Annotated in this window: 13 protein-coding genes; 4 read left to right on the forward strand and 9 right to left on the reverse strand. The window is 38.5% G+C overall.

Annotated elements, in window-relative coordinates; genetic code table 11:
- Positions 1–93 precede the first annotated feature (93 nt).
- The 3 genes from DS885_RS05725 to DS885_RS05735 form a co-directional block, all read right to left on the reverse strand.
- Complete coding sequence (locus DS885_RS05725; RefSeq protein WP_113818443.1) at positions 94–2,217, reverse strand: RelA/SpoT family protein; 2,124 nt, start codon at positions 2,215–2,217, stop codon at positions 94–96.
- Positions 2,218–2,306: 89 nt separating this feature from the next.
- Positions 2,307–3,155 (reverse strand): deoxyribonuclease IV, encoded by an 849-nt coding sequence (gene nfo / locus DS885_RS05730; RefSeq protein WP_113818444.1) that lies wholly within the window; start codon positions 3,153–3,155, stop codon positions 2,307–2,309.
- A gap of 97 nt (positions 3,156–3,252) precedes the next feature.
- Positions 3,253–3,612: a hypothetical protein gene (locus DS885_RS05735; protein WP_113818445.1), complete on the reverse strand. Its 360-nt coding sequence runs from the start codon at positions 3,610–3,612 to the stop codon at positions 3,253–3,255.
- Positions 3,613–3,688: 76 nt separating this feature from the next.
- Here DS885_RS05735 and DS885_RS05740 point away from each other — a divergent pair, with 76 nt between their 5' ends.
- Positions 3,689–3,928, forward strand: coding sequence for a DUF3624 family protein (locus DS885_RS05740; protein ID WP_113818446.1), 240 nt, complete (start codon positions 3,689–3,691; stop codon positions 3,926–3,928).
- 23 nt (positions 3,929–3,951) lie between these two features.
- Here the strand turns inward: DS885_RS05740 and DS885_RS05745 are convergent, their stop codons facing one another.
- From DS885_RS05745 to yihI, 4 genes are all read right to left on the reverse strand, one after another.
- Positions 3,952–5,058, reverse strand: coding sequence for an anhydro-N-acetylmuramic acid kinase (locus DS885_RS05745; RefSeq protein ID WP_113818447.1), 1,107 nt, complete (start codon positions 5,056–5,058; stop codon positions 3,952–3,954).
- A gap of 3 nt (positions 5,059–5,061) precedes the next feature.
- Positions 5,062–6,429, reverse strand: coding sequence for an oxygen-independent coproporphyrinogen III oxidase (gene hemN / locus DS885_RS05750; RefSeq protein ID WP_113818448.1), 1,368 nt, complete (start codon positions 6,427–6,429; stop codon positions 5,062–5,064).
- A 114-nt stretch (positions 6,430–6,543) separates the two neighbouring features.
- Entirely contained in the window at positions 6,544–7,023 is a 480-nt protein-coding gene (locus DS885_RS05755; protein WP_113818449.1) for a DUF2489 domain-containing protein, read from the reverse strand.
- Positions 7,024–7,035: 12 nt separating this feature from the next.
- Positions 7,036–7,608 (reverse strand): Der GTPase-activating protein YihI, encoded by a 573-nt coding sequence (yihI, locus tag DS885_RS05760; protein ID WP_113818450.1) that lies wholly within the window; start codon positions 7,606–7,608, stop codon positions 7,036–7,038.
- A gap of 471 nt (positions 7,609–8,079) precedes the next feature.
- Between yihI and yihA the strand changes: the two genes are divergently transcribed.
- Positions 8,080–8,745, forward strand: a complete 666-nt coding sequence (yihA, locus tag DS885_RS05765) for a ribosome biogenesis GTP-binding protein YihA/YsxC (protein ID WP_258546851.1) — start codon at positions 8,080–8,082, stop codon at positions 8,743–8,745.
- Between the two features lie 60 nt (positions 8,746–8,805).
- Here the strand turns inward: yihA and DS885_RS05770 are convergent, their stop codons facing one another.
- Positions 8,806–10,794, reverse strand: a complete 1,989-nt coding sequence (locus DS885_RS05770) for an ATP-binding protein (protein ID WP_113818452.1) — start codon at positions 10,792–10,794, stop codon at positions 8,806–8,808.
- A 204-nt stretch (positions 10,795–10,998) separates the two neighbouring features.
- Here DS885_RS05770 and prlC point away from each other — a divergent pair, with 204 nt between their 5' ends.
- Positions 10,999–13,050, forward strand: a complete 2,052-nt coding sequence (prlC, locus tag DS885_RS05775) for an oligopeptidase A (RefSeq protein WP_113818453.1) — start codon at positions 10,999–11,001, stop codon at positions 13,048–13,050.
- 89 nt (positions 13,051–13,139) lie between these two features.
- Here prlC and cobO read toward each other — a convergent pair whose 3' ends face one another.
- The gene (gene cobO / locus DS885_RS05780; protein ID WP_113818454.1) at positions 13,140–13,748 is read right to left on the reverse strand and encodes a cob(I)yrinic acid a,c-diamide adenosyltransferase; all 609 of its coding nucleotides are present in this window, start codon (positions 13,746–13,748) and stop codon (positions 13,140–13,142) included.
- Between the two features lie 313 nt (positions 13,749–14,061).
- Here cobO and DS885_RS05785 point away from each other — a divergent pair, with 313 nt between their 5' ends.
- Positions 14,062–15,273, forward strand: a complete 1,212-nt coding sequence (locus DS885_RS05785) for a DUF945 family protein (protein WP_113818455.1) — start codon at positions 14,062–14,064, stop codon at positions 15,271–15,273.
- Positions 15,274–15,306: the final 33 nt, after the last annotated feature.

Below are 15,306 nucleotides of genomic sequence, written 5' to 3' on the forward strand. Positions count from 1 at the left end.
ATGTAGATATTGTTATTATTATTTTTATTATAAACAATATAAATGATACTTCTTATCATGTGAAGTAATTGATTTAAGTATCATTTTTCTTAGTTATTTTTTATTGTTACGTTTCACGCTTTTCACGCCGCTTAATTTCTTAATTTGACGCATTATACGAGACAAATGTATTCGGTTAATCACAGTTAAGGTAACGTTAATTGAATAGATTTGATTAGTCACCGCAGTGGTTTGTAAATCTATAACGTTCGCATTACTTTTGGCTATTACGTTAAACATTTTCGCTAAGCCAGCTTTATGATTAGCCATCTGAACCACCAGATCACTTGAGTATTCATACTGGTTCATAAACTTCATATCCCATTCGACAGCGATATACTTATCAAGTTCATTTTCAAAGCCACTAACATTGTGACAATTGGTCACATGTACCACGACCCCTTTACCGGTACTGGTATGAGCAACAATTGGATCGCCTGGTAATGGCTTACAACAGTTTGCATAAGTCAACATAATGTCCTCTGCACCTTTAATAGCGCTTTGGCGAATATTTTGTTTATGTTGTGACTCAGTGAGTTCGCCAGCATTACCGCGTAAACGTCTTGCTATGATTAAACTCAGTAGTTTACCGCTACCAATTTCATGTAACAGGTGGTTAAAGCCATCTAGATGATGATCGGCGATCACCTTGTCGATATTTTCCTGTGGGATATCGGTTAAATTAGTCGCATTGAGTGCCTGTTTTAATAAACGGCGACCTAATGGGATGGTGGTAGTTTGTGGTAACTGTTTTAGGTAGTTACGAATACTGTTTCGTGCTCTATGTGTGGCAGCAAAGTTCAACCATTCAGGACTTGGGCTAGGCTCTTTACCTGTAATGATCTCAATGGTTTGACCACTTTCTAGTTTTTGGCTTAATACTGAATATTCATTATCTACTTTGGCACCAATACAATGATGCCCAATCTTGGTATGCACGGCATAGGCGAAATCTACGGCAGTGGCAAAAGCAGGTAGCACGATAATTTTACCCTGAGGGGTTAATACGTGAATATCATTCTTGCCTAACTCTTGTTTAATATTTTCTAGTAAAACAATGGAGTTAGTGCTGTTATCTTCTTGCTCAGTTAATCCTTGGAACCAGTTACGAGTTTGCAGTTGTGCGGCAATGTTAGTGGTTTGTTTACCTTCTTTATAGCTCCAATGTGCAGCAATACCGTGTTTAGCAACAGCATCCATATCTTCAGTACGGATTTGAATTTCTATATTCACACCTTGATGGGTAATCAAGGTGGTGTGCAAAGATTGGTAACTATTGGTTTTTGGTAAGGCAATATAATCTTCAAAGAACTCTAATTTTGGCTGATACAAATGATGTATTTGGCCTAGTACGCGATAACAAGTATCTAGGTCTTTTACGATAATTCTAAAGGCATACACATCCATAACATCATGGAATTGGCAGCCTTTTTTGCGCATTTTTTTGTATAAACTATAGAGGTGTTTTTCACGGCCAATCACTTGTGCATCAATAGACATTGAATTGAGTTGTTCTGATATTTCATCACAAATACTTTCAATAAAGTCTTGGCGGTTACCGCGAGCTTTGGCAATCGCCTCTTTTAATACATGGTAACGAGCTGAGTTTTGCGCTTTAAAGGCAAGTTCTTCCAGCTCATTTTTTAAATGGTGTAAACCCAGACGGTTAGCAATTGGGGTAAAGATTTCAAAGGTTTCTTGAGCGATACGCTGACGTTTATCTAAGCGTAATGAATCCAGAGTACGCATATTGTGTACGCGGTCAGCAAGTTTAATTAACATTACTCGGAAATCTTTAGACATGGCGATTAACATTTTTCGGATGTTTTGCGCCTGTGCTTGTTCACGGTTTTCAAAGTTGAACTTATCTAGCTTAGTCACACCCTCTACAAGTTGTGCTACATCAGCATTAAAAGCCTCTGCTAACTCTTCATGTGTGGTGTCTGTGTCTTCCAATACGTCGTGCATGAGCGCTGCAGATATCGCTTCGTAATCCAGCTTCATATCAGCCAAAATACCAGCTACTGCTACAGGGTGTGTAATATAGGGTTCCCCACTTGCTCTTTTCACACCATCATGTGCCGCATATGCATAATGAAATGCGCGTTCGACAAAGGCAACATGCTCTTCTGTCATATAGGTTTGAATAGATGCTTTAAGTGGTTGGAACATGAATATTACTTTCCTTATTTTAACGTTACTTTAGTAGCATAATCGCTGTTTAATGAGTTTCAAAGTATTTAATGCTCTAAAGCAATAATTAGCGCTTATTCAGCCTCTGACCATTGTTTTAAACGATTTATTTCTTGTGGCCACAGACTTTCATCTGTGGTTTCTAAAATCAGTGGGATGTCATCAAAGCGTTTGTCTTTCATCAGATATTCAAAACAATCCCAACCAATTTCACCTGCCCCTAAAGGTGCATGTCGATCTACACGGCTAGCAAAGGGCACTTTGCTGTCATTGATATGCATTGCGCGTAAATACTCAAAGCCCACTACATCAGAAAACTCCTTAAAGGTTGTTTCTGTTGCTGCCATTCCTCGTAAGTCATAACCTGCGGTGAAGGTATGACAGGTATCAATACAAACACCTACACGTTGTTTATCATCAACCTGTTCAATAATCTCCGCAAGGTGTTCAAAACGATATCCTAAGTTGGTACCTTGACCAGCAGTATTTTCAATAATCGCAGAAACGTGAGTGGTTTGCTGTAAAGCGATATTAATGGATTCGGCAATACGCTTTAGACAATCTGCTTCTGCTATCTTTTTCAAGTGACTACCTGGATGAAAGTTTAACAAGCTTAAACCGAGTTGTTCACAACGTTGCATCTCATCTAAAAAAGCATGGCGAGACTTTGCTAGTGCTTCTGCTTCCGGGTGGCCCAAATTAATTAAATATGAGTCATGAGGTAAAATATTTTGGCTTTGTATCTTATAACGTAAGCACGCTGCTTTAAATTTACGGATCGTATTTTCGTCAAGTGGTTTAGCCTCCCAACGTCGTTGATTTTTAGTAAATAAAGCAAAAGCTGTTGCCCCAATATTATGGGCATTTTTAGGAGCGTTAAATACGCCACCAGAGGCACTAACATGTGCGCCAATATATTTCATTCATTAAGCTCTTAAATTCAAGTGGATAACCAGTATATCTAAAGCTTAGGCTAGGTCAAACAGTAAACGACCTTAACGGTTATTTATTCTGAACGAGTTATGATGCTGGAATGGAAGCGGGTTGATTTTTGTTAATGGTGCTCGATTCAACGGGCATTTTAGCTTGTGGGGTAGCATCGCTTGTAGTGGTCGAAGGTGTACTATTCATATTATTACTGACTTCCGACTTTTGTAGTGTTGCTTGTTGTTTTTTCTGAGTGGTGTCTTTAGGCTTTTTGTATTCACTACCGATACTGTTAAAGTTATCAATAGGTTCGATATAGGTATCTTTTAATAAGCCTTGCGTGCCATTATTATGCGGCACCGCTGTGTCACTCTTAACTGGCGCGGCTCTTTTTTCAGAGGCCTCCACTGAAAAGATTATCAGTGCAAATAAGATGCTGATAAAGTGATGCATAATGCTGACTCATAAATAGAATAATGGGTAAATATTAATCAAAGTTATCCTAATTAACAAGATGTAGGAGATTCAAGTGGCTTGTAACGCTTGTATGAGTAGCTTATTCAAAGAAAAATTGGGGCGTTGTAAGCAGTGTATGCTGATTAATCTAGTGATGTTAATTGGTTTTTTTGCTGTTTATATGATGGTAGATATTGAACAATGGTTAGTCGTTCAGCAGGTCACTTTTTTAATGTTCTTTGCTATTACTGCTATCTTGATGGCATTACATTTATTGCTATGGTGTTTTTACCGTTTAACCGACAAATACTAAAATGGTGTGATTATGAGAATGCGCTAAGGCAAATAAACACAACCTAAAATGGTATCTCTTGTCGCGCCTGTGACAGCTTTCAACGGGACTTTCCTTTCTAATATTCTTTGTTCTGCTAACCAAGCAAAAGCAACGGCTTCTACATACATTGGGTTAATAGCTAAGGCCTCGGTGGTTTGCACTTGATGACCTACCAATAATGCATCTAAACGTAACATTAATAATGGGTTTAATGCACCGCCTCCACAAACATACACATCACAAGCTTGGCTTTGTTGTTTGATTTGTTCTGCAATAGTGATGGCTGTGAATTCTAATAACGTTCGTTGCACATCTTGTGCTGGATAATTTTGATCGGCTATCTGCTCGGTTAACCAAGTGAGATTAAATTTTTCTCTTCCGGTACTTTTAGGAGCAGGTAAAGTGAAATAAGGATCTGCTAATAATTGGTTTAATAGTGTTTGATTAATTTGCCCACTCTTAGCAAACCAAGCATCTTTGTCATAGATTTGCTGATGATGCAGGTTAATCCATGCATCCATCAACATATTACCAGGTCCTGTATCATAACCAAAAGCATGTTCAGTGCCATTTAATACACTGATATTAGCAATCCCACCAATATTCAAAATAACGCGTTGTTGCTCATGCTCAGCAAATAAAGCTTGATGAAAGGCGGGGACTAAGGGCGCACCTTGCCCACCGTAAGCCATATCCATACGTCTAAAGTCAGCAACGCAAGGGATCTGTGTTTGTGCAGCGATCACATTGGCATCACCAATTTGTTGGGTAAAAGCAATTTCAGTATCAGGAGAGTGATAGATGGTTTGACCATGACTGCCTACTGCCGTGACAGTGGATGGGTTGATACCTTCTTGGCTAAGTAGATGATTAATCGCCTGTGCACAAGCGGCCGCAAACAGGTGATCTACTTCCCCTATTTGATGCAAGCTGCTGTGTTTTTCATTACATATATTAAGCAATTGTTGGCGCAGCTTAGGGTCTAGGTCAATGGCAGTCCCTGCAACTTGTACAAAACCGTCTTCATTGCGCTCACATAGTGCAACATCAATGGCATCCAAGCTGGTGCCTGACATTAAACCTAGATATAAACTTGATCTATTTTGCATTACTTAAATGACTCGAGAAAATTGTTGCTGGCGTGCCTGTTGGCGTAAATACACATCAAAACACATACAAATATTACGGATCAATAGCTTACCTGTGGCAGAAACTTGAATCTGATGTTTATCCATGGTGATCAGCTTATCCTCAATAAAAGGCGTTAACAGTTGCATGTCATGTGCAAAATAATGATCAAATTGTATCGCAAATTGTTGTTCAATGGTGTTTTTGTTTAAGCGGAAGTTACAGATTAATTGTTTGATTACTTCGCGGCGGATTAAGTCATCTTTGCTTAATTGAATACCTCTCCATTGTGCATGGCCTAATTGCTCAACTTGTTGGTAATAATCTTGTAGTTTTTTTTGATTTTGCGAATAACAATCACCAATCTGACTGATCGCGGATACCCCCATGCCTAATAAATCAGCTTCTTGCTGTGTAGTGTAACCTTGGAAATTGCGATGCAGTTTTCCCTGTTGTTGCGCTACAGCTAGTTCATCATCCGGCTTTGCAAAATGATCCATACCAATAAATTGATAACCAGATCGAGTTAAAAATTCGATGGTTTGCTGCAATATCGCGAGTTTTTCAGCGGGTTTAGGCAGATCATGCTGATCTATTTTACGTTGTGCGGCAAATAAACTAGGCATATGTGCATAGTTAAATATAGATAAACGTGCAGGATCTAAAGTCAGGACTTTTTGCAAAGTATAGGCAAAACTCTGTTGATTCTGTAAGGGTAAACCATAAATCATATCAAGATTAATGGATTGAAAGCCTTGCTGTTTTGCACGTGTTAATAATTGCTCTATAAAGGCTTCGTCTTGTTCTCGGTTCACCGCTTTTTGCACGTCTTTATTAAAGTCTTGAATGCCTAAACTTAAGCGATTAAACCCCTCTTTGGCTAGATGGTTTATGGTGTCTAAGGCAATTTCTCGAGGATCTACTTCAATGCTTAACTCTGCATCCTGTGCAAAGTTAAAGTGGCTTCGTAATAGGATCATCAGGCGAGAGATTTGTTTGGGTAATAAAAAGGTCGGCGTGCCACCACCCCAATGTAATTGACTAACAACACGATTTGCCATTAAGCGAGATTGGTGAGCTATCTCTTTTGCTAAATAATCTAAGTATTTATCTGCTTTTTCTTGATGACGAGTAATGACTTTATTACAGCCGCAAAAATAACAAATCTTGTGACAGAAAGGGATATGGATATATAAAGACAAAGGACGTTCTGGATACTGCTTTGTTGCAGTGGATAAGTCGTTTTGCGTGAATGTATCGCTAAACTCTAACGCGGTTGGGTATGAGGTATAACGAGGACCACTGTAATTGTATTTTTCAATTAGGGCTTGATCCCAAATCAGCTGTTGCATCCGTCACTCTCTTTTATACTTTAATTATAAATCGCGTCAGAGTAACAGCTAAATAGCACGTTCTTATTGAGCTAGATCAGTTGCTTAACTAATAAAAAGTGCTATTGATTTAGGTTAAATAGTAAATTCCGCAAGTTGAGCGCTTTCTTTGATGATCGCCTCTTCCATTTCTGCTTCAAAAAGCTCACGTCTGGCATCTAATATTTTAATCTCTTTGACTGGACGAGCCTTACGTTCTTCATGTGTTGGCATATCTTTAACTTTTTCAAACATAGCCGTTAAAGCGGGGTAATCACCGGCGATATCTACAGCCTTTTCAAGCTGTAAGGTTTCTAATAAAACCGTTAAGCGAATGGCTGCTTCAGAAACGTTACATTGCTTTTGTAAGGTCGCTTTTGCAATAAAACGAATACTTTCCACAATATTATTATTTCGTTCTTGAATTTTTTGTTGCTTAAACTCAGCCTGTGCTTGTTCTGCCTTTAACGCTTTTGCTTTATGCATTTTGATTTTATTAAGTAACATACCCGCATAAAAAGCCAATGCTAAAATAATAACAACGGCAATAATGGCAAAGATCATACTTGTAGTCATATTAAGTCTATCCTATCTAAATTCATCCAGTGCAGAGCTTGCATCTTCAAACTGTTGTAGTAAATCTTCTTCGCCTTCATCATCCATCCAACCTAACTCTTTCATTAGTTCTTGGTGACGTTTTAGCTGTTGATCAACCCATGCTTGATCTTCTTTCGATAACGCTTGATCTGTTTCTGCTTGCTCTAGTAGATCATTTAGACGGTCATCATTTTCGATATTCGCTAGCTCTTTCTCTGGAGAAATTTTAACTGGCGCTTTTTGTGGTGCAGGAGCGCTTTTAACCACTTTCACTTTTGGTTGCATATCGATTTTAGGCTTAACCGCTTCTTGTGGTTTATCGTTAAGCGTTAATGCAATTGGTTTTTTACTGCCAACACGTTTGTCATTTTTTGCTTGGCGTTGGCTTTGTTGCGCACCTTGTTTGCTTTCAACGGCATTACGGTTACCGGCTTTATTGCCTTTTAATTTTTCTTTACGCTTCTTTTCACGTGCTTCTTTTGCTTGTGTTGACGTTTCTTTTCTACGGCCATCAAATTTAGCGTCACTGTTACCCGCTGTACGGCTTTTTTTAGAACGAGACATGTTTATAGTTACCTTTAAATATCAGTTTTCATCTTATTACTATGCGTTGCTTTAATAACATGAAAATAGTGGTGTTACACACCAGAATTGGGGATGTTAATGATGCGCAGAATAACAGGTTTATAGGGTGCTTAGCAATCAAGGTACTTGAATCAAACGCTATTTCTCTGGTGTTAGGTGGATGCCTTTAACAATTGTGCTTAATAAGTGATTTACCGGATATCAATAGGGTAATTCTGTAAGCTATTTATATGCTTGCTAAGCATAAGATTTTTATCACCTTTAATATTAAAGATGATCGCTTATTGAGGGATTTTGTTGATTCAGGCTAGCGCTTGATAGATTTTCAGGTCGGTTCTATTTAATTTCTAAAGTTTGCGGTTTTAGCCGTGCTATAATGCGCGCAAATAAAAACCATTGTGAGATGGTCTTTCAAAACAAATTTGCTATAAAAATGAGATGAGGCATATCGTGGAGTTTCCAAAAATACATTTTCAAAAAGCGCACTTTTTAATTAGTGCACCAGATATTCGTCATTTAGATAAGCATTTGCCAGTGGAAAGTGGCATTGAAGTGGCCTTTGCTGGCCGTTCAAACGCAGGTAAATCAAGTGCTTTAAACCGTCTAACACGTCAAAAAAGCTTAGCAAGAACCAGTAAAACTCCTGGTCGTACGCAGTTGATTAACGTCTTTGAAGTTGAAGAAGGTAAAAGATTAATCGATTTACCTGGGTACGGTTTTGCAAAAGTACCGCTAGAGATGAAATTAAAATGGCAAAAATCACTAGGTGAATACCTGCAAGAGCGTGAATCACTAAAGGGCTTAGTAGTATTGATGGATGTACGTCATCCTTTTAAAGACTTAGATCAACAGTTAATCTTTTGGGCTATCGATGCAAACATTCCTGTATTAGCGCTATTAACTAAAGCAGATAAACTAAAGCAGGGCGCTCGTAAAGCGACCTTGTTGAAGATGCGTGAAGAAGCTAAAAACTTTGAAGGTGATGTACAGGTTGAACTGTTTTCATCATTAAAAGGCTTAGGTGTTGATATTTTAGAGCGTAAAATTGCGCAATGGTATGGTGAACATGATTTACTAGAAGCCAGCGAAGAGACTGCTGACACACCTGCTGAATAAATTCCTTCTGAACATGATCAACCCTATCGTCAGTTATTTACGATAGGGTTGATGATTGTGTTAACCATTCATACTTGCACGGTAGGGAATCGACATCACAAAGTGTGCTCCTTGCTCTTCTGCTACATGTTCTATTGTTCCCTTAAATAATTGACTCACAATATTATAGACAATATGTGTCCCCAAACCGCTACCACCTGAGCCTTTTTTCGACGTAACAAAAGGGTCAAAAATACGGTCTGCTATATCCTCGGCAATACCTCTACCAGTATCTCGGTAGTCAATGACTAACATGCTCTCTTGTAGTTGAATATTAATGAAAATATGACGTTCACCGGACCAATCATTAAAGCCGTGAATCATCGAATTGATAATCAGGTTTGAGTAAATCTGTACGAAACTACCAGGGAAGCTATACATAGATAGAGTCTCCGGGCAATCAATATGCACCTGGGTTCGGCTCTGTTTTATTTTATGTTTTAATGAAATTGCTACTTGTTCAACGTTTTCTTTTAGATTAAATGAATAACAAGACTCTGAAGACTGATCTACAGCCACTTGTTTAAAGCTACTGATCAGCTCTGCAGCACGTTTTAAGTTGCTATGTAATTGCTTGCTGGCGTCTTGTGACTGTTCAACAAAACGATTTAAGTAGGGGCGTGATAATTCTGTTTCCTGTAGGTGGTTATTTAGCGCTGCAATCTCTTCCTGTAGCGAAGAAGCTGTGGCGACACTCATGCCAATAGGGGTATTAATTTCATGTGCCACGCCTGCCACTAAACTCCCTAGTGAAGCCATTTTTTTCGATTCAACTAAGTTTTGTTGAGTACGTTTTAGTTGTTCAACGGTTTGTACCATTTGCGCATTACTAGCGGTTAATGCCGCAGTACGCTTACTTACTTTTTCTTCTAGTTGATCGTTTAGTTGTAGTATTTCCTGCTCAACCTGTTTTTGTTGGGTGATATCGTGACCAAAACCGATTAAGTACTTGATATCCATACCTTCGTAAAAGGCAGAGAAGGTCCAAAGTAGGGTATTTACTTCGCCCATTTGGTCATGCATCTCTATTTCAATTCCATCTAAAGGCTCATTTTCAGAGAGCTTTTCTTGTAACTCAGGTTGGCGCTCTGATAACACAAAAATATCTAACCAATTCTTTTGGTTTAACTCTTCTTGAGAGTAACCTGTTAATATTACCGCTGCTGGGTTAATGGTGGCTATTTTGAAATCGGCATCTAAACAACAGATAATGGTGCTAGAGGAGTTAATAATGGTGGCTGAAAAGTCACGCTCTTGCTGTAACTCATTAATGGCTATCTCTTTATCCGTTAATTCAGCGACAATCCGTCTTTGCATCTTATTCAGTAGATAAACTAATTCATCCAACTCATCATTAGAGGCGGATAAATTGGCTTTTCGTCCATCTAACACTAAATTTTTATTGTTCGAGGAGAGTTTAATATTACGGGTATATAGCGCGATCTTATTAATATGGCGGATCACTGTGTAATAAATAATAAGCAGGATACTGATAGCCACTGCCATTATTTTAATAATTTGGTTAATAAAGATAGAAAAAGCATCATTAAGCAACTGTTGGTAGACCTGATCTAATGAAGCCGCAACAAATAACGCGCCAACTACTTGTTTTTGATGTACTAAATCAAACTTTGCACTAATGTCATACTTTGCTTGGAATATACCCTGATGAGTCATAGCCACTTCTGTGTTGCCGACCACTTCATAGACTTTGACATACTGCATATAGGGCAAGTTCATTATACGTTGGCTCTGAACTTCGATTTGCTCTTTATCAAAATTCCACAGGCTTTGGGCTAAGGGCTCAACAAAGGTTGTTTCAACTTGTTCAATACCGTTATGAATTTTTGTTAAATTGCTTTGATAGGTGATTAGTAGTTGAATTAAGGTAATAAGAATTGCAAGCGCAAAGCTACACACTAGAACATAAGAAAGCAGACGAATCGATAAACTATTTCGCATTCTAAAAGATTGTAAATTAATTAATGATTTGATTTTATTTCTTAACATTTATGTGAATCCACTACCCAGATTGTTATAGATGAGGTTACCATTTAGCCCTGATATTTAACACATTTACAAGCGGTTAAGTGTTTATATTAGATAAGTTTTAGATATTTACCTTAAATATATGCAAGCTAGCTTAGCCTACACCTTGAATTTTGAGGTTACTGACCGCATATTATTAGTTCCTTCTCAGATAAGATGAATGCTATGACTACAATAAAAGATTCAAGTTTATTAAAAACAGATGGCCTTCCTTTGTTTAGCCAACTACAAATCGCTGAAATTGAGCCGATTGTTAAACAAACTATTGCCGATAATAAAGCCTTAATTGAACAGAAATTAGCTGAGTTAGATACCTACACTTGGGATAATTTTGTTGCCGTATTAGATGAAGCTGATGATCATTTAGGCAAGCTTTGGTCCCCAATCTCACATATGAATTCAGTAGTGAGTAATGATGAATTACGCGCTGCACACGACGCTTGTCTTGGTCTATTTTCAGAATACGGCACTTTTGTAGGCCAACATCAAGGTTTATATGAAGCTTACCTAAGCATTGCTAATAGTGATGCATTTACAGAGTTAACTGGCGAACAGCAAAAAGTCATTGAAAATGAATTACGCGATTTTAAATTAGCGGGTATTGCTCTAAGCGAAGAAAAACAAAAACGCTACGGCGAGATTAAACAGCAACTTTCACAGCTACAATCAACCTTCAGCAATAATGTTATGGACGCAACACTCGCGTGGAGTAAATTAGTGACAGATCTGGATCTGTTAGCGGGTTTACCAAAAACAGCTATTGCAGCAGCTCAACAAGCAGCACAAGAGAAAGAGCAAGAAGGTTACCTATTTACGTTAGATTTCCCAAGTTACTTAGCGGTCATGTCCTATGCTGAAAATCGTGAGCTGCGTGAAGAGATGTACACTGCGTTTGCAACACGTGCTTCTGACCAAGGTCCGAATGCCAATGAGTTTGATAACAGTGAGATCATTGAACAAATCCTGGCATTACGCCATGAACTCGCGCAGTTACTAGATTTTAATGATTACGGTGAATATAGCTTAGCCACTAAAATGGCTGATGAGCCGGATCAAGTCATTGACTTCTTAACCCAGCTTGCTGAAAAATCAACTAAACAAGCTGAAAATGAAAGAGATGAAGTACTTGCTTTTGCACGTCAAAAAGATGGGTTAGAGACGCTAGAGTCATGGGACTTAAGCTATTATGCTGAACTGTTAAAACAGCAACGTTACCAAATTTCCGATGAGCAATTACGCCCTTACTTCCCGGAAAACCGTGTTGTTACTGGGTTATTTGATGTAGTACATCGTTTGTTTGATTTAACCATTAAAGAATCAAAAGACGTTGATGTATGGCATCAAGATGTACGTTTCTTTGAAATCTATAACCGCCAAAAAGAGCTAGTGGGTAGTTTCTACCTTGACTTATATGCACGAGCACACAAGCGCGGTGGTGCTTGGATGAATACTTGTCGTGGTCGTCGTCGTAAAGTAGATGGTAGCTTACAGTTACCTGTTGCTTACCTAACTTGTAACTTCAACAAACCAGTGGGTGGACAAGAAGCGTTATTTACTCATGACGAAGTAGTGACATTGTTCCATGAGTTTGGTCATGGTATTCACCATATGCTGACTAAAGTTGAGGCATCGGGTGTTGCTGGTATTAATGGCGTAGCATGGGATGCTGTTGAACTACCAAGTCAGTTCTTAGAAAACTGGTGTTGGGAGCCTGAAGCATTAGCCTTAATTTCTGGACATGTTGATACGGGTGATACTTTACCATCTGATTTATTGAAGAAAATGCTTCAAGCTAAAAACTACAATAGTGCTTTACAAATGGTCCGTCAGCTTGAGTTTTCACTGTTTGATTTCCTATTACATCACCAATATAAAGCCGGTGAAAAAGGTCAGGCTCAAAAAGTGTTAAGTGAAGTGAGAGCTAAAGTGGCAGTGATTAATGCACCTGCATTTAACCGCTTCCAGCATAGCTTTAGCCATATCTTTGCAGGTGGTTATGCGGCTGGTTACTACAGCTACAAGTGGGCTGAAGTATTGTCTGCTGATGCCTTCTCACGTTTTGAAGAGAATGGTATCTTTGATGCGGAAACAGGGCGTTCTTTCTTGAATAATATTCTTGAGAAGGGGGGCAGTGAAGCGCCAATGACCCTGTTTAAAAACTTTATGGGACGTGAACCATCGATTGATGCGCTATTACGTCACTCAGGCATTCAATAAGCTTAGTTAGTTTCTAGTAGTCATTAAAAAGGGCTTGTCGTTTACAACGACAAGCCCTTTTTGTTTGAATCAGTTGATTGGTGTGGTTATTACCACTCAATGCCCGCTTGCGCTTTTACGCCATCTTTAAAAGCATGTTTTTCAGCTAGGATCATGCTGTAAGTATCAACGGCATCGATTAACTCTTGTTTTGGACCACGACCAGTTAATACTACATTCATATCACGAGGGCGGTTTTTAAGTGCGTCTAGCGTTGGTTGTAGTTCAAGGTATTGGTATTTAAACATATAAGTGATCTCATCTAGGATCACTAACTGGTAAGAGTCATCAGCAAGCAATTCTTCCGCTTTTTTCCAAGCTTTCTCGGCACTATCAATATCATTCTGGCGGTTTTGAGTTTCCCATGTAAAGCCATCACCCATGGTGAACCAATGAACATTTTCGTGGCTGTTGAAAAATTTCTCTTCACCCGTCGACATTGCACCTTTTAGGAACTGTACAACAGCGACTTTATGACCATGACCTAAAGATCGCGCTAACATACCAAAAGCTGAGCTACTTTTACCTTTACCTGGCCCGGCTAATAAAATGCTCACACCACGCTCTTCTTTAGCAGCGGCGATCTTTTGGTCTTGTTTCTCTTTTACTGCTTTCATTTTCTTTAAATGTTTTTCTTCTGAAATTTGGTCAGTAGCCATGTTGTGTTCCTTATCAATAATATAAAGCCGCTTAAGCAGGCTTTTCAGAGTGGAGTTGCATGATGCACTCCACTTTGGCGATTTCATTCATATACTGTAACTAATCATACCTGAAATATTCAAGGCAAGCAGTACGGTCAGGCTATTGAGATGAACGTATTAAAAGTTTTATTTAACATATTTTAGTCAAATCGCCCGTTAAATCAGGTCTGGCTATTGTAATCCATAATGATTTACATAAATAATGTTACCTCCACTCTCGTTTATATCGATTTAGGCGTGTCTTATTTATCTGTTTCTTTATGAGGTTATAATGAAAAAATGGTTCATTATAAGTATCTTAACCTTAGTGATCCTGCTGTTAGGGAGTACTTACTTTGTTGGTGTTCAAGTAGAAAAAACCTTACATGAACAAGTCGCGCAACTGGATAGCCCTGATGTGGATGTGCAGTTATTAAACTATCAAAAATCATTTTTCCACACTAAGGCAGACTTCAAAGTATCAATTTCGATGCCAGAACGTCCACCCTTAGAGCTCAATATGACCTCTGATATTACCCATTATCCCTACAAAGCCAGTTCTGTGAATCAAATGCAGTTAGTAGATAAGCAGTTACAGGAAACATTGAATAGTTTTTTCCAAACAGAACATTGGTTTAACTCAAAAGAAGAGATCAACTTGCTAGGTAAGGTGCAAGGTAGCTTATCTTTGCCTAAAGGTGTTTATCAAGCAGCACAAGAGTCATTAGAAACAGGGGCGTTAACATTAAATTATGATTATGACCTGAATAACCATCACAGTGACTTGAATTTACAGTGGGGTGGTTTTCATGGTGTTGTTGATAATGAACATTTTGCCGCTGATGATATCGCTATTTTTGCTTCTTTTGTCACCTTAGAAGCAGCGCACTTAGTAGACTATCAATATCAGGCTAGTATCGATCAGTTTCAATTTGAAGCAGCAGGTAAAAAACTAGCATTACAACAAGTTAATTTAACGGGATCTAGTACCACTACAGACGACAGATTAAGTTTAGACAGCCAGAATGATTGGCAGATAAAAACCATACATAATGGACCGCAGGTATTTACTGATAGTGAGTTTTCACTCGCCTTAGATAAACTAAACCTTGCTGCATTAAGTCATTTAAAAAGAAACCTTGATGATCCTGGGTTAATGCATCAAGCATTTGCAGATTTAGTTAGCCTTGGAGTGGATGTTGATATTAAGAAACTAACTTCTAAAACCCCGTGGGGAGAAGTGAATGCTAACTTATCAATGGATATCCAGCCTAACGTAGGATTAAAAAACGTAATGAATAACCCTTTGATGTTAATTGATTACAGCAATGGTTCTTTGGATATGAGTTTACCTCAGGCACTACTTGGTCAATCAGACTTTACTGGCCTGTTACAAGTGGCATTAAGCAATGGTATTTTAGCCCAACAGCAAGGTAAGTTAAGATTACAGGCAACCCTGGATAGAGGTGAATTAACGATTAACGACAGAGTGATACCGATGTAAAATGAATAGGCGAATAAGCTCTGTTTAACTGGT

Source organism: Psychromonas sp. B3M02 (assembly GCF_003318165.1).
Classification (GTDB): Bacteria; Pseudomonadota; Gammaproteobacteria; order Enterobacterales; family Psychromonadaceae; genus Psychromonas.